Below are 21,059 nucleotides of genomic sequence, written 5' to 3' on the forward strand. Positions count from 1 at the left end.
CGCAGCCGGGCGATCGCCCGCCCCCGGCACGCATCGCGCGACAAAGGCGGGCGGACGGATCACAGCGCGACGTCGAGCCAGCGCTCGGCATCGGCCGAAAAAGCATCACGGACAGTGTTGTCGCCGATGCGGTCGAGTGCGTCCGCTACGAACGCACGGGTCAGCAGCGCCCGCGCCCGTGCTTCCGGCAAACCGCGGCTGCGCAGATAGAACAGCGCTCGGCGATCTAGTTCACCGACGGTCGCACCATGCGCGCACTTCACATCGTCTGCGAAGATCTCAAGCTCGGGCTTCAGGTTCACCGTCGCGGTACGATCGAGCAACAGCCCGCGCAGCGACTGTTCGCCATCGGTCTTCTGTGCGCCGCGCGCGACCTCTACGCGTGCGGCGAGGCTCGCCTGGCTCCGACCGGCGGCCACGGCGCGCCACGTCTGGCGGCTCGATCCGTTCAGCGCCTGATGCCGGACGGTAACCGCGCATTCCTGCCGCTGTTCGGCACGGGTCAGCAACGCGCCGCCATAATCGACGAACGCGCCATCGCCATCGAGTGTCAGCGTGGCATCGATGCGGGTGCCCATCGCGCCCGCGCCGAGATACTGCGTGACGAGACTCGCTGCCTCACCGACCACCGCTTCGTCGCGGATCGACACGAAACCGCCGTCCTGCATCAGCCGCACGGCGCGCATCAGCCGCGCACCGCGCTCCAGATCGATCTGGGTCAGGCGATTGGTCCAGCCGGTCCCGATATGGGTTTCGACGACCTGTGCGACGGCATCCTCGTCCAGCGCGATCTGCGCCGGGAGGTGATTTTCCGCACCGGTGGCGATGTGGACGATCTGCACCGGCGACGCGATCTCGCTGGCGGACAGGTCGATCGACCAGCCCGTCGCGCCCGACGCCTGCACGCCCAAGGCATGCGCGGTGTCGAGCGTCAGCGACGACAGCACGACATGCTGCGGATCGCTCGCCTGCGGCTGATAGACGCCGTCGATGAACACGATCCGCGCGCCCGGAATGTCGAGCCAGTGCGCGTCGGCGACCTGCGCCGGACCCCGAACGGTGGCGGCAGCAGCGGAGAGCGTGGCGAGATCGGCCCAGCGCCAGGCCTCGTCACGCGGCGACGGAAGAACGGGTCCGGTCATCGAACGATTCCCGCCGCCTGCCGCCAAGCCGCGGCTACGGCATCCAGCCGCCCTTGCGAACGCTCTTCCACGCAACGCGCCAGCAGCTTCCGGCTCGCCGGGGCATCGGCGATGCACTCATGCGCGACGCCGCACGGGATCGCATCCAATTCCGCATGACCGCTTGGCTTCGTTACCCGGCATCGTGCAATCGTCAGCACGCCGTTGCGTCTCGGAGCCTTCATATCGACCTCGATCCATTGCATCTTGCGCGCAGTTACGATGATCTCTTCCTCCGTAACGGGAGCAGGCAGACCACCGGCTTGCGCCGCGGCCAGCAGGGCAATGGCGATCATGCCGCGATCGCTCCATATCCTTCGCGTTCCAGTTCGTGCGCCAGTTCCGGGCCGCCCGACCGCACGATACGGCCATCGGCCAGCACGTGGACATTGTCGGGCCGGACATAGTCGAGCAGCCGCTGGTAATGTGTGATGAGGATCACCGCCTTGGTCGGCTGGCGCATGATGCGGTTGATACCGTCGCCGACGATCCGAAGTGCATCGATGTCGAGACCGCTGTCGGTTTCGTCAAGGATCGCAAGCGCGGGGTCGAGGATGCCCATCTGCACCATCTCGTTGCGCTTCTTTTCGCCGCCCGAAAAGCCGACATTGACCGGCCGCTTGAGCATGTCGAGGTCCATCCCGAGACCATCGGCCTGTGCCCGAGCGAGTTTCAGGAACTCGCCACCCGACAACGGCGTCTCGCCACGTGCGCGACGCTGGCTGTTGAGCGCCTCGCGCAGGAACTGGACGTTCGATACGCCGGGAATCTCGACCGGATACTGAAAGCCGAGGAACAGGCCGGCGGCGGCGCGCGCGTCGGGGTCCTGTTCCAGCAGGTCCTCGCCCGCGAAGGTCACCGAGCCTTGCGTGACCTCATAGCCGGGACGACCGCCCAGCACATAGCCTAGCGTGGATTTGCCCGCGCCGTTCGGGCCCATGATGGCATGGACCTCACCGGCGTTCACGGTCAGGGACAGCCCCTTGAGAATTTCCTTGCCGTCGATTTCGGCGTGAAGGTTTTCGATTTTCAGCATCGTCGGTCCTGTTCGTGCGGCGTCGGCCGCGAATATCTCAAGGCGTTTCACGTTCCAGCGGGTCGGTGCCGAATTCGGCCTCCGCCGCCTGCGGATTGGCGAGCACCTGTTTCAGCGAGGCATCGATCCGGTCGAGCAACGCCGTCTGCGTCTTCGGCACCTTCGCCCGAGCGGTGGCGCACGTCTTTGCCGCATCGTCGAAGATCGCGAGGCGACCCGCTTCATCGGCGGGCGGCTTCACCATGCGTGCGTCGGCGTTGATGTGCCCCGACAGGCAATCGGCATAGACCGCCGTCGCCGGGGCCTGCACCGCCAGCAACAACGGAATGATCACCCCACCGACCCTTCGAGGCTGATGCCGAGCAGCTTCTGCGCCTCGACGGCGAATTCCATCGGCAGTTGTTGCAGCACCTCACGCGCGAAGCCGTTGACGATCAGCGCGACCGCCGCCTCGCTGTCGAGACCGCGCTGCATCGCGTAGAACATCTGGTCCTCGCTGATCTTCGACGTGGTCGCCTCATGCTCGATCTGCGCCGACGGATTGCGGACCTCGATGTACGGCACGGTATGCGCGCCGCACTGGTCGCCCAGCAACAGGCTGTCGCACTGGGTGAAGTTGCGCACGCCCTCCGCCATTGGACCGACGCGCACGAGGCCACGATAGGTATTGTCGCTGCGGCCCGCCGAAATCCCCTTCGACACGATGGTCGACCGCGACCCCTTGCCCAGATGGATCATCTTGGTGCCGGTATCGGCCTGTTGCCGGTTGTTGGTGACCGCGACCGAGTAGAATTCGCCGACGCTGTTTTCGCCGGCCAGGACGCAGGACGGGTATTTCCACGTGATCGCGCTTCCAGTCTCGACCTGCGTCCACGATACCTTGCTGTTCTTTCCCTGACACAGCGCACGCTTGGTCACGAAATTGTAGATTCCGCCCTTGCCGTTCTCGTCGCCGGGATACCAGTTCTGGACGGTGCTGTACTTGATCTCCGCATCGTCGAGCGCGACGAGTTCGACGACGGCGGCATGCAACTGGTTCTCGTCGCGCATCGGGGCGGTGCAGCCTTCGAGATACGAGACGTACGACCCCTTGTCGGCGACGATCAGCGTCCGTTCGAACTGGCCGGTATTTTCCGCGTTGATACGGAAATAGGTCGACAGCTCCATCGGGCAGCGCACGCCTTCGGGAATGTACACGAACGTGCCGTCGCTGAAGACCGCACTGTTGAGCGTCGCGAAGAAATTGTCACGCTGCGGCACGACCTTGCCCAGCCATTTGCGGACGAGATCGGGATATTCGCGGATCGCCTCGCTGATCGACCGGAAGATGACGCCCGCCGCCTCCAGCTCCTTGCGGAACGTGGTCGCGACCGACACGCTGTCGAACACCGCGTCCACCGCGACCCGACGCGGCGGCACCGCGCCCTCGACGCCCGCCAGAACCTTCTGCTCTTCGATCGGGATGCCCAGCTTGGCATAGACCCGCAGGATCTCGGGATCGACCTCGTCCAGCGAACCCAGCTTCGGCTTCGCCTTCGGCTCGGCGTAATAATAGGCGTCCTGATAATCGATCGGATCGATGTTCAGCTTCGACCAATCGGGCGCTTCCATCGTCTGCCACAGGCGGAACGCCTTCAGCCGCCAGTCGAGCATCCATTGCGGCTCGTTCTTCTTGGCGCTGATATAGCGGACCGTGTCCTCGCTCAGCCCCTTCGGCGCGAAGTCCTGTTCGATATCGGACGAAAAGCCCCATTCGTACTTCTTGTTCGCGGCGGCATACGCTTCGGCATTCTTCGTGGCCATCACAGTACCTCTTGGGGACGCGCCCCGGTGTTCGCTAAAGTCGCCAGACTGACACCCGCCAGCGCGCCGCGGACGACGCCGTTGACGGTGCTGGCATGCGGACGAATCGCACAGGCCGCTTCCACCGCGCAGTCGTGGCGCGTGGTGTCGACGCAGGTGGTCAGCGCGATCGGTCCTTCGATCGCCTCGATGATATCCGCCAGACTGATCGCATCGGCGACGCGGGCGAGACGGAAGCCGCCCCCGGTGCCGCGTCCGGTTTCGATCAGGCCGGCGGCGGACAAGCGGCTGACCAGCTTTTGCACGGTCGGCAGCGGCAGGCCGGTTTCCTCTGCCAGCGCCGTCGCCGTGATACGCGCGTCCCCGCCCCGCCGCGCGGTGGCGGCGAGCAGGACGACGGCATAGTCGGCAAGGCTGGAAAGACGCATATGCTCCAATCGGATCGATCCGGTCGGATTGGCATGTGGTGCGGAAGGGGGGCGTGGTCAACCGGCTTTGTTTCGATCGGTGTGATCGGTTTGCGACTTCGATGCGGTTCCCGCGATGCGCTGCAGTCACGAAGCGGAACGCCGGTTCGCGCGGAGTGGCGATGCTCGCGATGCCGCCTCCGGGACGGCCAACTGTCTCTGCGCCTCCGCATGAACGGAACCTCCATCCTCTTCGTGCCTCCGCGTGAACCAAGCATCTTCCTTCGCCGACACACGCCCGATACAGCACCGCGCATGGCCTGGTATCACCCCCTGCTCTTCGCGCTCGACGCCGAACGCGCGCATTCGCTGACCATCGCGATGCTAGAGGCGTGGGGCCGGTCCGGTACGCCCCTCGCGCCCAAAACCGATGCGCGGCATGCGGTGACGGTGGCGGGCGTGCGCTTTCCCAATCCCGTCGGGCTGGCGGCGGGCGTCGACAAGGATGCCCGCGCCGTACGTGGATTTCTCGGTCTGGGATTCGGGTTCGTCGAGGTCGGTACGCTGACCCCGTTGGCCCAGCCGGGCAATCCGAAACCGCGGATATTCCGCCTGCCCGACGATCGGGGGGTGGTGAACCGGTTGGGGTTCAACAATGGCGGGATCGATGCGGCGCTGTCGCGGATCGCGGCACTGACGCCCCGGCCAGGCGTGATCGGCATCAACGTCGGCGCGAACAAGGATTCGGTCGACCGCATCGCCGACTATGCGACCGGCGTAGGCAAGGCCGCGCCGCTGGCCGATTATGTCACGATCAACATTTCCAGCCCGAACACGCCGGGCCTCCGCGACCTGCAATCGCAGCCCGAACTGGGCGAATTGATCGCCGCCAGCGACGGTGCGCGCCATGTCGGCGGCAGGCGGGTGCCGCTGTTCCTGAAGGTCGCGCCCGATTTGTCGCGGGCGGGAATGGAAGCCGCGGTGCGGGCGGCGATCGATGGCGGGATCGACGCGCTGATCGTGTCGAACACGACCATTTCCCGACCGGCGACGTTGCGGTCGGCGCATGCTTCGGAGACGGGCGGACTGTCGGGCGCTCCGCTCGCCCCGCTGGCGCTGGCGAAGCTGATCGAGGCGGGGGAGATTTCGGGCGGTGCCATCCCGCTGGTATCGGCGGGCGGGATCGGATCGGCGGACGAGGCGCGGCGGCGGATCGATGCCGGGGCCAGTCTGGTGCAGCTGTACAGCGCACTTGTGTATGAGGGGCCGGGACTGGCTGGGCGGATCGTTGCCGGGTTGTAGGTTTCGGGAAGAAGTGGGTTCACGCGAAGGCGCGGAGACGCGAAGGTAGAAGTAGGTTTTGCGTCAGCCTGCGCAGCAAGCCCTCACGCCGCGCTCAGGCAAGAGGGCCGCTGGCGCAGCGAGGCACCCTCCCAGCCTCTGCGCGAACCCTGTTTTCCTGCTTCGCGCCTTCGCGCCTTCGCGTGAACCAGTTCTGCCGACCCCGACAAAACGGTGCCCGATGAAGCGACCGTTACTCAACGATCACCTTGCCCTCACGTCGGGGATCGTAGCCGCCGTCGATCCGGCCATCGCGGACGATCACGCCGTGCAACCCCGAATCTTCCCCCTGCCCCGGCTTCAGCGCCACACCCTTCGCCGCCAGTGCAGACAACATTCCGGGCGTGAACTTCGTCATTTCGCCCTGAAAGCTGTCACCGCGCGCGACGAGGTTGGGCAGCGCCAGCGCGTTCTGCATCGGCAGGCCCCATTCCACCGAGGCGACCATCGATTTGGCGACATAGGCGAGGATCGAATTACCGCCCGCCGATCCCAGCGCACCGGCGAAGCGACCCTGACGGTCGATCATGACCAGCGGCGTCATTGAGGACCGCGGACGCTTGCCCGCCGCGACCGCGTTGGCGGCGGGGCGACCATCGGCGTCGACCGGCGAGAAGGCGAAATCGGTCATCTGGTTGTTGAGGAAGAAGCCGTCGACCATCCGGCCGGTGCCGAAGATCGATTCGACCGTGGTGGTCATCGACACCACGTTGCCGCGCGCGTCGCCCACGATGAAGTGCGACGTGCCGACCGGTTCGACCGTGGTATCCGCCCCCGCGACCACCGCGCCGGCCGGTACGCCCGCGACCGGCGCAGGCCCGGCGAGCGGCGCGATCAGCTTCACGCGATCGGCGATGTACGACGGGGCGAGCAGCCCGGCGACCGGCACGCGCACGAACGCCGGATCGCCGACATAACGGTCGCGATCCGCGTACATCAGCCGGCTGGCCTCCGCGAACAGATACCATGCCTGCGGATCGGCTGGACCGCGCTTCTCGATATCAGTCCGCCCCAGCAACGCCAGCAGTTCGAGCAGCCCGACCCCGCTGGACGGTGGCGGCGGCACGCAGACGACATAGACGTGCCAGTTGCCGCACAGCGGATCGCGCTTCACTGCGCGATAGCCCGCCAGATCGGCCAGCGTCAGCGTGCCTGGCAGCGCGCCGGTGTTCGTACGCGCGACGATGCGCTTCGCGGTTTCGCCGGTGTAGAGCGCGTCGGGGCCGCGCTTCGCCAGCCGGCGCAGGAATTCCGCATAATCCTTGTTCCGCAGCACGTCACCGGGATCGACCAGCGTCCCGTCCTTCTCGGTAAAGTACCGCCGCGTATCCTCGACCGCCAGTTGCGGGAAGCTGCCGTTCAGGAACCGGCCCAGACGGGGCGAAACGGTAAAGCCCTTGCGCGCGGTGCGTTCGGCATCCTCGAACAGTGTCTTCCACGCCAGCGCGCCGTGATCGTCATGCGCCTGCGCCAGCATCCGCACCGCGCCGGGCACGCCGGTCGCGCGCCCGCCGACCACCGCTTCGCCGAACGGCAGCGGCTTGCCGTCCGCGCCCATGAACATCGTCGGTGTCGCACCGGCCGGGGCGATCTCGCGCCCGTCATAGATTTCGACCTTGCGCGTGGCGGCGTTGTAATAGGTCAGGAACGCACCGCCACCGACGCCCGAACTTTGCGGTTCGACCAGCGACAGCATCGCCTGCACCGCGATCGCCGCATCGACCGCGCTGCCGCCGCGCCGCAGCACCGCCATGCCGGCCTCGCTCGCCAGCGGATTGGCGGTGACGACGAACTTCTGCGCGGTAGCGGCGGAAGCCGGAGCGACGGGCGGTGGCGTTTCGGGCCGGGTGCGCGGGGCACAGGCCGTGACGGTCAGGGCGACGAGCGCGGTCAGCGCGGGGGCGAGCTTCCTCATGGCCCGGGTCTAGCGGGGCGCGGGCGTGGCGTCACGGTCCGATGGACGTTGCTGCCGCCAAAATCCGGCGGTGTCATTGCGTCCTGAGCGCCCGGCATGATCCGATTGCCTCGACCATTGCCGCTGCCTACACCGTCCAGCGGAGAAGGATGACGCATGGCACGACAGCTGGAACATTTCCCCAATCTCGTCGCGATGTTCTTTGCGCGGGCGGGCGAGCGGGGCGATGCGCCGTTCCTGTGGGACAAGGCGGACGGGGCGTGGCGATCGACGAGCTGGGCGGAGGCGGCGCAACAGGTGGCGGCGCTGGCGACCGCGCTGACCGCGATCGGACTGAAGCGCGGCGACCGCGTGATGCTGGTCAGCGAGAATCGGCCCGAATGGTGCATTTCCGACCTGGCGATCATGGCGGCGGGCTGCGTCACCGTGCCGACCTATGTCACCAATACCGAACTCGATCATCAGCATGTGATCGAGAATTCGGGCGCGTGCGCGATCATCGTGTCGACCGAAAAGCTGGCCCGCACGTTGTTGCCGGCCGCCCTGCGCGTCAGCCAGTCGCAGAAGATCATCGCGATCGAACCGATCCGCGCGGCGCAGCAGGGCGCGCTGGAGTTTCACGACTGGCACGATCTGATCGCGCGGCATCCCGCCGATCCGGGTGAGGTGGCAGCGCGCGCCGGCTTTGCACGCACCGATCTGGCCTGCATCATCTATACGTCGGGCACGGGCGGCTCCCCGCGCGGGGTGATGCAGCATCACGGCGCGATCCTGCACAACGTCAACGGTTGCTGCACGGTGATCTCGGAGGATTTCGGCTGGGGCGACGAGGTGTTCCTGTCGTTCCTGCCGCTGTCCCACGCGTATGAGCATACGGGGGGACAGCATTTCCCGATCGGCCTGGGCGCGCAAATCTATTACAGCGAGGGCCTCGACAAGCTGGCGAGCAATATCGAGGAAGTGCGCCCGACGATCATGGTCGTCGTGCCGCGTCTGTTCGAAGTGCTGCGGACGCGGATCGCCAAGGGGATCGAGAAACAGGGGCGGTTCGCGGCATGGCTGCTCGACCGCGCGGTCGCGATCGGCGCGAAGGACGCGGCGGATGGCGTAGGACTACTCGACCGGCCGGCGCAGTTGCTGGTGAACCGGCTGCTCAAGCCCAAGATCGCGCAGCGTTTCGGCGGCCGGATGAAGGCGATGGTGTCTGGCGGTGCGCCGCTGAACCCGGAGGTGGGCATCTTCTTCCAGTCGCTGGGGCTGACGTTCCTGCAAGGCTATGGCCAGACCGAGGCCGCGCCGGTCATTTCATGCAACCGCCCGGCGGCGGGGCTGAAGATGGATACGGTCGGCCCGCCGCTGGCCGCGACCGAGGTGCGGATCGCACCCGATGGCGAGATACTGGTGCGCGGCGAACTGGTTATGCACGGATATTGGCGCAACGAGGCGGAAACGGCGCGGGTGCTGAAGGACGGGTGGCTACACACCGGCGATATCGGCGAGATCGACGATCGCGGGCGCATCCGCATCACCGATCGCAAGAAGGATATCATCGTCAACGACAAGGGCGACAATGTCGCGCCGCAGAAGGTCGAGGGGATGCTGACGCTGCAGGACGAGATCGCGCAGGCGATGATCGCGGGCGACCGGCGGCCCTATATGGTCGCGGTGCTGGTGCCCGATGCCGAATGGACGCAGCGTTTCTGCGCTCGGGGCGGCGCACGGTGCGACTTTGCGTGGCTGCGCGAGGATTCGGCGTATCGCACCGCGCTGGGCGCGGCGGTGGAACGGGTCAATCGCGACCTGTCGGTGACCGAGCGTATCCGGCGGTTCATCATCGCCGATGCGCCGTTCACGATCGAGAATCAGCAGCTTACCCCCAGCCTGAAGATCCGGCGGCACGTCCTGCGCGACGTGTATGGCGAGCGGCTGGACGCACTGTACCACGGGTGAAGCAATGGTTGTTCGTGTGCAGCCGCAACCGGCTGCGCAGCCCCACTGCGGAAGCGATGTTCGGCAACCTTCCCGATGTCGAGACCGCATCGGCGGGAACCGCGGACGACGCCGACAGTCCATTGACCGGGGAACTGGTCGAATGGGCCGACACGATCTTCGTCATGGAGCGCGTACATCGCACGCGCATTCAACGGCGCTTCCGTCGGCATCTGAACGGCAAACGGGTCGTGTGCCTTGATATTGCTGACGATTATGCCTTCATGGACCCGGCATTGATGGCCCTGCTGACCAAGCGGATGGCGCGGTTTTTATAGGACCACGCGGCCAAAGGTCACAAAAGTCACACTCGCACCGCTTTTGCGCGAAACGCGGGCGGCGTGGGCGGACCGGACGGCAACGTGCGCATATCGACAGGGTGAAAGAGCGGGCTGTCGGTATCGCATGACGGCGGCGTTGTAGGAAAGCGGATCGGCCGATCGCCATGCGCGAACGTCCTTCACCGCAGTGCCGGGCATCCTTTTTCATGGTTGAACCCACCCTGCCCGCCCCCATATGGCCCGCTCGAAATGCTGCGTTGCAGCAAGGAGCGTCCGATGTCCCAAGCCCGCAGCCCTGCCCTCGTCCACCTCGCACTCGCGCTGGGCGGGTTCGCGATCGGTACGACCGAGTTCGCGACGATGAGCCTCGTCCCGTTCTTTGCGCCCGGCCTTGGCATCGACGAACCGACGGCGGGGCATGTCATCAGCGCCTATGCGCTGGGTGTGGTGGTCGGCGCGCCGTTGCTGGCAGTGGTGTCGGCACGGATGGCGCGGCGGACCGTGCTGATCGCGCTGATGGCCTGTTTCGGCATCGCCAACGCCGCCAGCGCGCTGGCGTCCAGCTATGACGCGATGCTGGTCGCCCGGTTCTTCAGCGGGTTGCCGCACGGCGCCTATTTCGGGATCGCCGCACTGGTCGCGGCGTCGCTGGTCCCGGCCGAACAGCGGACGCAGGCGATCGGCCGCGTCATGCTGGGCCTCACGACCGCGACGATCGTCGGCGTGCCGTTCGCCAACTGGCTGGGACAGGCGTTGGGCTGGCGCTGGGGCTTTGGCGTGGTCGCGGTGCTGGCCGCCGCGACGATGGCGATGATCGCATGGGTCGCGCCGCGCGACGTCCCCGATCGTACCGCCAGTCCGCTGGCCGAACTGCGTGTGCTGCGGGTCCCCCAATTGTGGCTGACGCTGGGGATCGGCGCGATCGGGTTCGGGGGAATGTTCGCGGTCTATACCTATCTCGCCTCCACCCTGATCGAGGTTACCGGCACCGGGCCGGCGATGGTCCCGGTAGTGCTGGCGGTGTTCGGCATCGGCATGACGATCGGCAACATCGTCGTGCCGCGCTTCGCCGACCGCGCGCTGATGCCGACGGCAGGCGCGCTGCTATTGTGGAGCGCGGGGGCGCTGGCGCTATATCCGCTGGCGGCAGGGCAATTATGGTCGATGCTGGCGATCGTGTTCGTGATCGGCATCGGCGGCGCGCTGGGCACCGTGTTGCAGACGCGGTTGATGGACGTCGCGCGCGACGGACAGAGCCTTGCCGCATCGCTCAACCATTCGGCGTTCAATACCGCCAACGCCATCGGGCCGTGGGCCGGCGGACTGGCGATCGCGGGCGGCTATGGCTGGACCTCGACCGGGATCGTCGGGGCCGGGCTGGCGCTGGGCGGGCTGGCGATCTGGGGGCTGGCGGTGCTGGCCGGCGCACCGATGCGGGTACGCGCGGCGGCGTGAGCTTGATCCGGGCGGGATGACAGCCGACGGGACCTCCGGCGATCGAGGGTAGGCGCGCGATGCTTCGATCCCGACGTAGCGAACCCTGCCCCGCCTGCGTGCAGGGTTCCACGGAGCAACGTTCGGCAGGAGATCGACTTGCCGTTGTTCCGTGGCATCGGTCCGCCGGTACAATGCGACGCATCGGAGAGGCAGCGGCGCGATCCAGCCAAACCTGTAGCATGATGCGTTCAGGCACGCCCGTTCGTGCCGGGTCGCGACGGCGCGACGTCGAAACATGATCGGGTCGGATCGTCCCCCGGACGACCCTGAACCACGCTTGTCGAGGTTGACCCGGTGATGAGCAAAGCATCCTTGGCCGTCGTTCGATACGCCGTTTCGACACGATCGATGGCACGCAGGATGCGCGGCCGGATCTTCCATCATCCTGCTGTAGGTCCGGCCCAACCAGCCGTTCGGATCGAACGGGCCGATCGGATCGCACCCTGCCCCGCCAGTGGATGCGCCGTGCCCATCCACTGTCCCCCGGGCCGTCCCCGGGTCAGGGGACGATCCTACTTCTTCTCCGGCAGCACGACCATCGACCAGTCCTTGTCGGGGGTCAGGTACTTCGCCGCCAGCGCCTGCATCTCTGCGGGGGTCGTGTTGCGGATGTCGTTGATGATCGACGGGATCGCCGCCAGCCGGACCGGATCGCGCGTGCCGCCCGCCGTCTGGTTCATCCAGAACATGTTGCCGCTCGACATGCGTACCACCATCTGCGCGACCGGCAGCTTGGCACGGTCGAGTTCGTCGGCCGGGATCGGGGTCTTGACCAGATCGGCGGCAATCCCGCGCACCAGTTCGAAGAACAGCGGGGTCCGATCGGGCGGGACCATGCCGATGGCGAGGATGCGACCGCCGCCGGGCAACCCGACCGGCCAGCCATTGTCGACATTGGGGGAATAGCTGACCCCCGCCTGACTGCGCAGCCGGTCGAGCAACCGGTCCCGGAACACCGCCGACAGCACCTCCAGCTTGCGGCTTTCGGCCAGCCCGGCGCTACCGGCACCGGTCGGCCATGCGATCGCGGCAGCGGCCTGGTTCGGCTGGCCGCTATGCGTGCGGACGACCGGCTGCGCGACGTGCGCGGGGAAGCGGACCGGTGGCGGCGGACCGGCAGCGGCCTTGCGCGGGGGCAGAGCACCGAGCGTCGCGGCTACGGCATCGACGGCGGCCGGTTGCGGCACGTCGCCGAACACCTGCACCTCGATCGGGCCGGTGGCGAGCAGCGGCGCCCACAACGCCTTGAACGACTTCGCGTCCAGCGCCTCGATCGCGGCGCGGTCGGGCGTGACCCAGCGCGGATCGCCCGCGTGGAGCAGCCCGTCCAGATCGCGCGCCATTACGCCGTCGGGCGACGAATTGGCCCCGTCATAGCTGGCCAGCATCACCGCACGCGCACGCGTGACCGGGCGCGAATCCCATGCCGGCGATTGCAGCTTGGCCGCGATCAGCCGCAACTGGTCCTTCAGATCCGCAGCGGTGGTGACGCCCGACAGGATGAACGCATCGTCGTCGATCCCGAACGACAGGCCGATCTGCCGCCCACCGATCATGCGATCCAGTTCCTCCTGCCCGAGCACGCCCTTGGGCGTGGCGATGCCCGACGCGACCAGCGCGAGGTCGGCGGCGAAGGCCGGCGTGCGGCGATCGGCGGGCAACGCGTTCAGCCCGCCGCCGAAGCGGACGCGGACATAGACCTTGTTCGTCTCCGAATCGTTCGGGAACAGCAACAGCGACGCGCCATTCGAAAAGTCGACGCGCTCGACCGGCGGCTGCGCCAGCGCGGTGGCACGGGTGACGACCGTGCCCGGCTTCCCCGGCGCGGGCAGCCGATCGAAGCTGATCGCCGCCTGCCCCCGCCGTGTCGCGGTGCTGCCCGCGACCGTCGTGGCGAGCGCAGTGGTCAGCTTTGCCTGCACCGTCGGGTCAGGGGTGCGGGTGTTGACGAGCGCGCGGGTCGCAGTGCCGTCGAACACCTTCTTGGCGGCGGCCTGTACCCGGGCCGGGGTGAAGAACCGCTTGGTCACCGCGCCTTCGAAGATGCGCAGCGAGGTTTCGGACCCGGCCACCGTTTCGCGGATGTCGGTCGCGGACACCAGATTGTCGGCAAGCAGCGCGCCGGGCGCGACCGGGGCGGTGCGAACCTCGTTCTCCATGCCCGCGCGGATTTCCTCGACCTCGCGGTCGATTTCCGCCTGGCTGGGGGCGACCCGGATCAGGTCGGCGATGCTGCCGCGCACGTCGCGCAGCGCCGCCGCCCAGTCGTCACCGACCGGCAGGATCGACACCTGCGTGATGTTCGCCGATCGCGACACGTCGTCCAGATTGGCGCCGGCGGAAATGAAGCTCCCGCCCGACCGCGCCCGGCTTTCCAGCCGGCGGTTGAGAATCCGCAGCGCGATCTGGTCGATCATCCGTTCCTGATTGAACAGGATCGTGTCGTCGCCGACGGTCCATGGGCGCAGCACCGCCATCTGGACCAGCGTCGGCACCGCCGGCTCACTGGTCGCGGCGGCGGTCGGCTCACCCGCCTTGGGCGATCCGAACTTCGGCTCGGACGGGTTCGGTCCCGCACCCTGCCAAGCGGAGAAATGCTTGACGATCGCGGCCTGCAGGATCGCCGGATCGGCATCGCCCGCGATGACGATGATCGCGCGGTCGGGCCGATACCAGCGGTCGTGGAACGCCTTCACCCCCGTCGCGGTCGCCGCCTGCAACGTATCGACATTTCCGATCGGCGAGCGGTCGGCCAGCGGCTGACCGGCAAAGAACAACGCGCGGGTGGCATCACCCAGCCGCACCTGCGGCCCCGGCTGTTCGCGCTGTTCGGACAGGACGACCGGACGCTCCGCGTCCAGCGCTGGCTGCGTGAGGGTCGGTTCGGTCATCATCCCCGACAGGATCTTCATGCTTTCGTCCAGCCCGGCGGGCGTGGCCGATGGCAGGTCGAGCTTGTAGACCGTCTGGGTAAAGCTGGTCGATGCGTTGCTGTCCGACCCGAAGGTGACGCCCAGCCGCTGCCACACGCGTTTCGATTCGCCGTCGGGGACATGGACCGATCCGCGGAAGGTGAGATGTTCGATCAGGTGCGCGAAGCCGCGCTCGCTGTCGGTTTCCATCAGCGATCCGGTGCCGATCGCGACGCGGATCGAAATCTGTTCGGGCGGTACTCCGTTGCGGCGCACGGCGTATTTCAGGCCGTTGGGCAGCACGCCATAGGTCCACGACCGGTCGGGCGGAATGTCGCTGCCCTTGAACAGCCACGGCGTGTCGGGTCCCTGCGCCACCGGTTCGAGCGGCGGCAGCGGCGCGCGCGCCGGAGCGGCAGGCGGGGTCTGCGGAGCGGTCTGCGCGACGAGCGGCGCGGCGATCAGGGCGAGGGTCGAAAACAGACCCGTCGCCAAGCGTACGGTAAATGCCATGACCGCAGGGTGTAGCGGGATTGTCACGGTTCGGCCAGTATCGGCGGTCGCGACGAAAGATAAAGGCGGGACGTTCGGCGCGTTCAGCCAAGGGTCAGATTCGTCGACGTCCGTCCGCTACGAACGGACGCCGCGATCAGCGTTCCTCGCGGCGCAGGTACAGATAGTCCTCGTCGAATTCCGCCAATGCCTTCAGCCCGGCAAGATCGTGGATCACCACCCGCTTGCCCTTGAAATCCATCAATCCGCGTTCGCGCAGTTCGCGCAGCGTCCGGTTGACGTGGACCGGCGTCAGCCCCGTGCAGTCCGACAGGTCCGATTGCTTGATCGCAAGGTCGAACCCGCTGTCGTCCGCCTGCCCGATCAGACCCAAGCGCACGCGCAGCTCGCACATCAGATGCGCGATCCGCTCGATCGCGGAGCGTCGTCCCAGCGACAACACCCATTCGCGGTGGATCGCGGCGTCGAGCGCGGTCAGGAACCAGTAGACCCGTGCCAGATGCGGATGCTGCTCGGTAATAGCGGTCAGCTTCACATGGGGCACGAGGATGACGCGGCACGGCGTCAGCGCCATGACGTTATGGTCGAGTTGCTTGAGCGAGAAACTGTGCAGATCGACGAAGTCACCTGCGACGTGCAATTCGGTGATCTGCCGCTCGCCGCCGGGCAAGTCCTTGTATCGACACATTAATCCGTCGGTCAGCAACGTACTGACGAGCAGCCGCTCGCCTGCGCGGATACAGGTGGTCTGCGCCGGAATGTCGCGTACGGTACCCAGCGAATCGCGGATCACCCGTTCCTCTTCTGCCGAAATAGTGTCGCGCGCGCGCAACTTCGCCAGATGTGCTTCGATCACCTGCTTCCCCCACTTATGTACCAGCCTGATAGGTTGCGCGGAACGTCGTGGCAACGGCGGCGCGACGATGCGTTTCGGTTCCGTACCCTTGATCCCGCCGCCCCTGCGCGCCAAATGACAGGCATGTTGATCGAAACCGAATCCACCCCCAATCCCGCGACGCTCAAGTTCCTTCCGGGACGTGCCGTCATGGACGCGGGCACCCGCGACTTCGCCAGCCCCGAGGAAGCGGAAGCTTCCCCGCTGGCCGACGCACTGTTCGGGCTGGGCGACGTGGTCGGCGTGTTCTTCGGTCGCGACTTCGTGTCGGTGACGAAGGCGCCGGGCAGCGAATGGTCGGACCTGAAGCCCGACGTTCTCGGCCTGCTGCTCGATCACTTCGCGGGCAACATGCCGCTGTTCCGTCCGACCGGCGCGGCGGGGTTCGCGGTGCCCGCCGTCGATAGCGGTTTCACCGACGATCCGGCCGATGCCGACATCGTCGAACAGATCAAGGAACTGATCGAAACGCGCGTCCGCCCCGCGGTCGCGAACGATGGCGGCGATATCATCTATCGCGGGTTCGAACAGGGTAAGGTGTATCTGCAGTTGCAGGGCGCATGTTCGGGCTGTCCATCATCCAGCGCGACGTTGAAGAACGGGATCGAACAACTGCTGAAATACTATGTTCCCGAAGTGACCGAGGTTCGCGCGGTCTGATGCCGATGCTGACCGACGACGCTCTCGACGCGCTGTTCCGCACTGCGCGTACCTTCAACCACTATACCGACCGTCCCGTCGCCGAGGCCGATCTGCGCGCGATCTGGGATCTGCTGAAATGGGGTCCGACCAGCGCGAACCAGCTTCCGGCACGGATCGTGTGGTGCACGACGCAGGATGCGAAGGACCGGCTGGCGGAACAGTGCACCGGGGCCAATCCAGCCAAGGTGCGCGCCGCGCCGGTGACCGCGATCATCGGCATGGACACCGAGTTTCACGAATATCTGCCCGAACTCTATCCGCATGCGAATGCCAAGGCGTGGTTCGATGGCAATGCCGAATTGCGGCAGGCATCGGCGTTCCGCAATTCGACATTGCAGGGCGCGTACCTGATCCTCGCCGCCCGGGCGCTGGGTCTGGATTGCGGACCGATGTCGGGTTTCGACGCGGGCGGCGTCGACAAGGCGTTCTTCACCGACACGCCGTCGGTCCACGCCAATTTCATCACGACGATCGGCTATGGTGACACCGCTTCGCTGCATCCGCGATCGCCGCGCCCGGATTTTGACAAGTTCAACCGGATCGCCTGATCCCGTGCGCACGCTCGTCATCGAAACCGCCACTGCCGCCTGCTCGGTCGCATTGATAGAGGACGGCGTGGTGATCGCACGCGATCATGTCGAGGTCGGACGCGGTCATGCCGAACGATTGCTGCCGATGATCGCCGCGTTGCCGGACGGCGGACGAGCGGATTCGATACTGGTCGACTGCGGACCGGGCAGCTTTACCGGCGTCCGTGTCGGGCTGGCCGCCGCGCGCGGCCTCGGCATTGGATGGGGCGTGCCGGTACGCGGCTATTCGTCGCTGGCGATCGTCGCGGCCGCCGCGATGGCCGATACCGACGATGACGTGGTGGTCGCGGTGCTCGACGGCGGGCATGGCGAAGTGTTTCAACAGGCGTTCGCGGCATCGCTGACCCCGGTCGATGCGATGGCGTCGCGCGCGCCGACCGATGCCGTCGCGGTGCTGGCGGGACGACGCGCGGTGGGACAAGGCGTCGCGCGGCTGCGCACCGCCGATTCGTCGATCGCGGCGGACGATCGGTTGCCAGATGCCGCGAACGCCGTGTTGCTGCCGTCGGCGATGACGGCGCTGCCCCCCGCCCCGCTCTATGGCCGCGCACCCGATGCGGTGCCGAAGGCGGCCGCATGAGCAGCCTTGCGCCGGTCGCCGTGCTGGTCCGGGGCAGTGCCAAGGATATCGATGCGGTCGACGGCGTGATGCGCGCGGCGTTCGATCCAGCCTATGGCGAGGCATGGACGCCTGCACAGACGCTGGGGATGCTGTCGCTGCCCGGCGTGTGGCTGACGATCGCGAAAGTCGATGCCGGGGCGGTCGGGTTCACGCTCACCCGCGCGATCGGTGGCGATGCCGAGCTGTTGTTGCTTGCGGTAAAGCCCGAACACCGGGGCAAGGGTATCGGCCGCGCACTGCTTCGCGCCGCCATGGCGGAAGCGGTGGCGCGTGGATCGCCGAGGCTGTGCCTCGAAATGCGCGCGAACAATCCTGCGACCCGGCTGTATCTGGGCGAAGGCTTCGTCAAGCGTGGCGAACGACGCGATTATTACGTCGGACGTGCGGGCGAACGCCATGACGCACACACCTACATATGGTCGGGCGACGCGTAGAAATTCTAAAAAAACCGTATGCAGCGTTGCGCAATGGGCGGGTTCGGGCAATAGCAGTGACAGTAACCGGCATCGTCCATGCCACCGCGTATCAAGGGAATATCATGGAACTCCAAGCGGAGCGCGACGACACGCTCATCGCCCTGACCGCCGACATCGTCGCGGCCCATGTAAGCAACAACAACGTCGATGTGGCCGATATACCGGTCCTGATCCGCCGCGTTCATGAAGCATTGAACGATCTGGGCAGCCCCGAACCCGAAACGGCCCCGCGCGCCGAACCCGCCGTGCCGGTCCGATCGTCGATCCGACCCGATTTCATCGTGTGTCTCGAAGACGGTCGCAAGCTGAAGATGCTCAAGCGGCATCTGATGACGCACTATAATCTGACGCCGGACCAGTATCGCGCGAAGTGGAACCTGCCCGCGGATTATCCAATGGTCGCGCCCAATTACGCCGAACAGCGCCGCACGCTGGCGAAGAAGATCGGTCTGGGCACGCAGCACCGCACGCGCTGACCGGCGTTTAGCGGCTTTCGCTCGATCGACGGGCGCGTTACAAGGCCGCGACCCGACAGGACATTCAGGAACGCATGGCCCGCAAGATCGACCTAGAAGCGCTTTGCCACCAGAAGGGGCTGCGGATCACCGAGCAGCGTCGCGTTATCGCGCGCGTGCTGTCGGAGGCGGAGGATCATCCCGACGTCGAGAAGGTATATGAGCGGTCGTCGGCGATCGATCCGGGCATTTCGATCGCGACAGTGTACCGCACCGTCCGGCTGTTCGAAGAGGCCGGCATTCTCGACCGCCACGATTTCGGCGACGGTCGCGCGCGGTACGAACCCGCGCCCGAAGCGCATCACGACCACCTGATCGACGTGGAAAGCGGGCGCGTGATCGAATTCGTCGATCCTGAACTGGAACTGCTGCAAAAGCAGATCGCCGAGCGGCTGGGCTTCCGCCTCGTCGACCACCGCATGGAATTGTACGGCGTCAGCCTCGACCGCAAGGCCTGATCGCTTGCCGGCAACCGCACGCCTGCGCCTGATCGGGCGCGCGGCGGCGATGCTGGCGACGCTGTTGATCTATCTGATATTGCATGGATCGTGGCGGCTGATCGGTGCACGGTCGCCATGGCCGCCACGGTTCCTCGGTGCGATCGCGCGGGTCGTCGGTGTGCGGGTGACGATCGTCGGCACGCCGGTGGCGCGCGACGTATTGTACCTTGCCAATCATCAGAGCTGGATCGACATTCTCGCCATCGCGGGGGCCAGCGGTAGCGCGTTCGTCGCAAAGGGCGAACTGCGCGACGCGCCGCTGGTCGGGTGGCTGTGTACGCTCAATCACACCTTGTTCGTGGATCGTGGCGACCGGCTGGGCGTGGCGCGACAGATCGATACGCTGCGTCAGGCGCTGGCGGCCGATCATCCCGTGACGGTCTTTCCCGAAGGCACGACCAGCGACGGCACCACGTTGTTGCCGTTCAAGGCGGCGTTGTTGGGCGCGATCGATCCGCCGCCGTCGGGATTGCAGGTCCAGCCACTCTGGCTCGATTACGGTGCGGTACGCGATGTGCTGTGGGTCGGCGATGAACCCGGCACCGCCAATGCGGCACGGGTGCTGGCGCGTGCCGGCACCATCAAGCTGACGATCCATTTTCTCGAAGCGTTCGATCCCGCCGGGTTGGGTCGCAAGGCGGTAGCGAACCGGGCGCGGACGGCGATCGAGGCTGCGATGGCATCGCGGGATTGATTCACGCGAAGGCGCGATGACGCGAAGAAGATGTTTTCGCGCGGAGGCGCGGAGGTGCAGAGGGGGTTCGCCCGGCCTCACCCGATCGCGCCAGCGATCCGGCATTCCCGACCGAACTTAAGCTGGAAGGTTCCGAATGCGCGAAACTGTCGGGGACTACAGAGCCCCCCTGCTCCTCCGCGCCTTCGCGCCTTCGCGCAAAAACATTCTTCTGATACGCTTCGCGTCTTCGCGCCCTTCGCGTGAACCGACCCGCCTGACTATTCGCTGAAGTCGCCCACCGTCACACGCCGTCCCAGCAGGAACGCGTCGTTGACATGCACGAACGGCGACAGGTCGACATCGCTCGTCCGATCACGGAGACATTCGGCGAACCGCCGGTAGAGCCGCGCATATTCGGCCTCGTCGCCGACATCCACCGCGACCCCATCGACCGCCATTTGCGACGCGCCCATCGACAGTTTCAGCGTACCGTCGTCGGTCTCGACGTCGATATCCCATGTCTGCGGCCCGGTCTGGTCGAAATCGAACTCGACGCGCACCGGCACGCCTGCCGTATCGGTGAAGTCCAGATCGGCCGCGATCGGCGCATCGCGATTGGCGGGAAAACGCAACTCCGCCGCATCGAGCAGCAGCGGGCGCGGCAGGATGCGGGTGATGACCGACAGCGCATTGATCCCCGGATCGAAGACGCCGATGCCCGGTTCCCATATCCATGCCTGTCCGGGATGCCAGACGCGTACGTCTTCCTTCCAGTTGACGGCGACCCGGCGGATCGTGCGCGTCGCCAGCCATGCGCGCGCCGGTTCGACCGCCGCCGCCTCACGCGAATGCCATGTCGCGAACAGCACCTTGCCCGCACGCTCCGCCGCTGTCGCGAACGCCTGCGCCTCCGTCAGCGTCGCGGCGGGTGGCTTTTCGATCATGACGTCCAGCCCGTGCGCCAACGCTTCCTCGACCAGCGGTAGCCTCCCGCGCGGCGGGGTGCAGATCGATATCGCCTGTACGTCGGGGACCGCCGCCATCATGTCGGCGATCGTGCGGAAACCGGGGACGCCATCGGGCGGGGTATGGCCGGTCACCGCCGCGACCAGATCGAAATCCGGGCTGGCGGCGATGTGCGGGATATGCTGGTCGCGGGCGATCTTCCCGATACCGGCCAGCGCGATGCGCGTCATGTCGCTCTCCTG

The 21,059-nt window shown here is 66.6% G+C and carries 21 protein-coding genes; 11 read left to right on the forward strand and 10 right to left on the reverse strand.

The window, feature by feature from the left end:
- Positions 1-59 precede the first annotated feature (59 nt).
- The 6 genes from IFT55_RS02370 to IFT55_RS02395 are packed head-to-tail and all read right to left on the reverse strand — an operon-like array spanning position 60 to position 4,448.
- Entirely contained in the window at positions 60-1,142 is a 1,083-nt protein-coding gene (locus tag IFT55_RS02370) for a SufB/SufD family protein (RefSeq protein WP_192088777.1), read from the reverse strand.
- Positions 1,139-1,477, reverse strand: a complete 339-nt coding sequence (locus IFT55_RS02375; protein WP_192088778.1) for a hypothetical protein — start codon at positions 1,475-1,477, stop codon at positions 1,139-1,141. Before IFT55_RS02375 ends, IFT55_RS02370 begins: the two co-directional genes overlap by 4 nt.
- Positions 1,474-2,217: a Fe-S cluster assembly ATPase SufC gene (gene sufC / locus IFT55_RS02380; protein ID WP_192088779.1), complete on the reverse strand. Its 744-nt coding sequence runs from the start codon at positions 2,215-2,217 to the stop codon at positions 1,474-1,476. The genes IFT55_RS02375 and sufC overlap by 4 nt, the downstream gene beginning before the upstream one ends.
- Before the next feature lie 37 nt (positions 2,218-2,254).
- A complete protein-coding gene (locus IFT55_RS02385; protein ID WP_192088780.1) occupies positions 2,255-2,551 on the reverse strand; it encodes a hypothetical protein in 297 nt (98 codons plus the stop codon).
- Positions 2,548-4,020, reverse strand: coding sequence for a Fe-S cluster assembly protein SufB (sufB, locus tag IFT55_RS02390; RefSeq protein WP_192088781.1), 1,473 nt, complete (start codon positions 4,018-4,020; stop codon positions 2,548-2,550). Before sufB ends, IFT55_RS02385 begins: the two co-directional genes overlap by 4 nt.
- Positions 4,020-4,448, reverse strand: a complete 429-nt coding sequence (locus tag IFT55_RS02395; protein WP_192088782.1) for an SUF system Fe-S cluster assembly regulator — start codon at positions 4,446-4,448, stop codon at positions 4,020-4,022. Before IFT55_RS02395 ends, sufB begins: the two co-directional genes overlap by 1 nt.
- Positions 4,449-4,742: 294 nt before the next feature.
- On the opposite strand from IFT55_RS02395, the gene IFT55_RS02400 reads away from it, so the two are divergent.
- Positions 4,743-5,729 carry a quinone-dependent dihydroorotate dehydrogenase gene (locus IFT55_RS02400; RefSeq protein ID WP_192088783.1) on the forward strand — a complete coding sequence of 329 codons (987 nt, stop codon included), beginning with the start codon at positions 4,743-4,745 and terminating at the stop codon, positions 5,727-5,729.
- Between the two features lie 232 nt (positions 5,730-5,961).
- Here IFT55_RS02400 and IFT55_RS02405 read toward each other — a convergent pair whose 3' ends face one another.
- Entirely contained in the window at positions 5,962-7,683 is a 1,722-nt protein-coding gene (locus tag IFT55_RS02405; protein ID WP_192088784.1) for a gamma-glutamyltransferase family protein, read from the reverse strand.
- Positions 7,684-7,839: 156 nt separating this feature from the next.
- Between IFT55_RS02405 and IFT55_RS02410 the strand changes: the two genes are divergently transcribed.
- The 3 genes from IFT55_RS02410 (at position 7,840) to IFT55_RS02420 (ending at position 11,408) form a co-directional block, all read left to right on the forward strand.
- The gene (locus IFT55_RS02410; RefSeq protein WP_192088785.1) at positions 7,840-9,633 is read left to right on the forward strand and encodes an AMP-dependent synthetase/ligase; all 1,794 of its coding nucleotides are present in this window, start codon (positions 7,840-7,842) and stop codon (positions 9,631-9,633) included.
- The gene (locus IFT55_RS02415; protein ID WP_192088786.1) at positions 9,630-9,950 is read left to right on the forward strand and encodes a phosphotyrosine protein phosphatase; all 321 of its coding nucleotides are present in this window, start codon (positions 9,630-9,632) and stop codon (positions 9,948-9,950) included. Before IFT55_RS02410 ends, IFT55_RS02415 begins: the two co-directional genes overlap by 4 nt.
- Positions 9,951-10,229: 279 nt before the next feature.
- Positions 10,230-11,408, forward strand: a complete 1,179-nt coding sequence (locus tag IFT55_RS02420; RefSeq protein WP_192088787.1) for an MFS transporter — start codon at positions 10,230-10,232, stop codon at positions 11,406-11,408.
- 554 nt (positions 11,409-11,962) lie between these two features.
- Here IFT55_RS02420 and IFT55_RS02425 read toward each other — a convergent pair.
- Positions 11,963-14,875, reverse strand: coding sequence for a M16 family metallopeptidase (locus IFT55_RS02425; RefSeq protein ID WP_192088788.1), 2,913 nt, complete (start codon positions 14,873-14,875; stop codon positions 11,963-11,965).
- 136 nt (positions 14,876-15,011) lie between these two features.
- The gene (locus tag IFT55_RS02430) at positions 15,012-15,731 is read right to left on the reverse strand and encodes a helix-turn-helix domain-containing protein (RefSeq protein ID WP_192088789.1); all 720 of its coding nucleotides are present in this window, start codon (positions 15,729-15,731) and stop codon (positions 15,012-15,014) included.
- Positions 15,732-15,854: 123 nt separating this feature from the next.
- Between IFT55_RS02430 and IFT55_RS02435 the strand changes: the two genes are divergently transcribed.
- From IFT55_RS02435 to IFT55_RS02465, 7 genes are all read left to right on the forward strand, one after another.
- Positions 15,855-16,430, forward strand: coding sequence for a NifU family protein (locus tag IFT55_RS02435; protein WP_192088790.1), 576 nt, complete (start codon positions 15,855-15,857; stop codon positions 16,428-16,430).
- Complete coding sequence (locus IFT55_RS02440; protein ID WP_446740697.1) at positions 16,430-17,020, forward strand: malonic semialdehyde reductase; 591 nt, start codon at positions 16,430-16,432, stop codon at positions 17,018-17,020. The genes IFT55_RS02435 and IFT55_RS02440 overlap by 1 nt, the downstream gene beginning before the upstream one ends.
- Before the next feature lie 4 nt (positions 17,021-17,024).
- A complete protein-coding gene (gene tsaB, locus IFT55_RS02445; RefSeq protein WP_342029210.1) occupies positions 17,025-17,642 on the forward strand; it encodes a tRNA (adenosine(37)-N6)-threonylcarbamoyltransferase complex dimerization subunit type 1 TsaB in 618 nt (205 codons plus the stop codon).
- Positions 17,639-18,118 (forward strand): GNAT family N-acetyltransferase, encoded by a 480-nt coding sequence (locus IFT55_RS02450; protein WP_192088792.1) that lies wholly within the window; start codon positions 17,639-17,641, stop codon positions 18,116-18,118. Before tsaB ends, IFT55_RS02450 begins: the two co-directional genes overlap by 4 nt.
- A 104-nt stretch (positions 18,119-18,222) precedes the next feature.
- A complete protein-coding gene (locus tag IFT55_RS02455; protein ID WP_192088793.1) occupies positions 18,223-18,636 on the forward strand; it encodes a MucR family transcriptional regulator in 414 nt (137 codons plus the stop codon).
- Between the two features lie 74 nt (positions 18,637-18,710).
- Positions 18,711-19,133 (forward strand): Fur family transcriptional regulator, encoded by a 423-nt coding sequence (locus IFT55_RS02460; protein ID WP_192088794.1) that lies wholly within the window; start codon positions 18,711-18,713, stop codon positions 19,131-19,133.
- A 4-nt stretch (positions 19,134-19,137) separates the two neighbouring features.
- Positions 19,138-19,869 carry a lysophospholipid acyltransferase family protein gene (locus IFT55_RS02465; protein WP_249403530.1) on the forward strand — a complete coding sequence of 244 codons (732 nt, stop codon included), beginning with the start codon at positions 19,138-19,140 and terminating at the stop codon, positions 19,867-19,869.
- 260 nt (positions 19,870-20,129) lie between these two features.
- Here IFT55_RS02465 and IFT55_RS02470 read toward each other — a convergent pair whose 3' ends face one another.
- Positions 20,130-21,047, reverse strand: a complete 918-nt coding sequence (locus IFT55_RS02470) for a Gfo/Idh/MocA family protein (protein WP_192088795.1) — start codon at positions 21,045-21,047, stop codon at positions 20,130-20,132.
- Positions 21,048-21,059 lie beyond the last annotated feature (12 nt).

Origin of the sequence: Sphingomonas sp. CFBP 13720 (assembly GCF_014842075.1) — a bacterium.
In the GTDB taxonomy this organism is placed as follows: domain Bacteria; phylum Pseudomonadota; class Alphaproteobacteria; order Sphingomonadales; family Sphingomonadaceae; genus Sphingomonas.

Bases quoted from the DNA above. Each gene is read 5' to 3' on its own strand.
- IFT55_RS02370 (WP_192088777.1), bottom strand. From the start codon at position 1,142: ATGACCGGACCCGTTCTTCCGTCGCCGCGTGACGAGGCCTGGCGCTGG.
- IFT55_RS02375 (WP_192088778.1), bottom strand. From the start codon at position 1,477: ATGATCGCCATTGCCCTGCTGGCCGCGGCGCAAGCCGGTGGTCTGCCT.
- sufC (WP_192088779.1), bottom strand. From the start codon at position 2,217: ATGCTGAAAATCGAAAACCTTCACGCCGAAATCGACGGCAAGGAAATT.
- sufB (WP_192088781.1), bottom strand. From the start codon at position 4,020: ATGGCCACGAAGAATGCCGAAGCGTATGCCGCCGCGAACAAGAAGTAC.
- IFT55_RS02395 (WP_192088782.1), bottom strand. From the start codon at position 4,448: ATGCGTCTTTCCAGCCTTGCCGACTATGCCGTCGTCCTGCTCGCCGCC.
- IFT55_RS02400 (WP_192088783.1), top strand. From the start codon at position 4,743: ATGGCCTGGTATCACCCCCTGCTCTTCGCGCTCGACGCCGAACGCGCG.
- IFT55_RS02405 (WP_192088784.1), bottom strand. From the start codon at position 7,683: ATGAGGAAGCTCGCCCCCGCGCTGACCGCGCTCGTCGCCCTGACCGTC.
- IFT55_RS02410 (WP_192088785.1), top strand. From the start codon at position 7,840: ATGGCACGACAGCTGGAACATTTCCCCAATCTCGTCGCGATGTTCTTT.
- IFT55_RS02420 (WP_192088787.1), top strand. From the start codon at position 10,230: ATGTCCCAAGCCCGCAGCCCTGCCCTCGTCCACCTCGCACTCGCGCTG.
- IFT55_RS02425 (WP_192088788.1), bottom strand. From the start codon at position 14,875: ATGGCATTTACCGTACGCTTGGCGACGGGTCTGTTTTCGACCCTCGCC.
- IFT55_RS02435 (WP_192088790.1), top strand. From the start codon at position 15,855: ATGTTGATCGAAACCGAATCCACCCCCAATCCCGCGACGCTCAAGTTC.
- IFT55_RS02440 (WP_446740697.1), top strand. From the start codon at position 16,430: ATGCCGATGCTGACCGACGACGCTCTCGACGCGCTGTTCCGCACTGCG.
- IFT55_RS02450 (WP_192088792.1), top strand. From the start codon at position 17,639: ATGAGCAGCCTTGCGCCGGTCGCCGTGCTGGTCCGGGGCAGTGCCAAG.
- IFT55_RS02455 (WP_192088793.1), top strand. From the start codon at position 18,223: ATGGAACTCCAAGCGGAGCGCGACGACACGCTCATCGCCCTGACCGCC.
- IFT55_RS02460 (WP_192088794.1), top strand. From the start codon at position 18,711: ATGGCCCGCAAGATCGACCTAGAAGCGCTTTGCCACCAGAAGGGGCTG.
- IFT55_RS02470 (WP_192088795.1), bottom strand. From the start codon at position 21,047: ATGACGCGCATCGCGCTGGCCGGTATCGGGAAGATCGCCCGCGACCAG.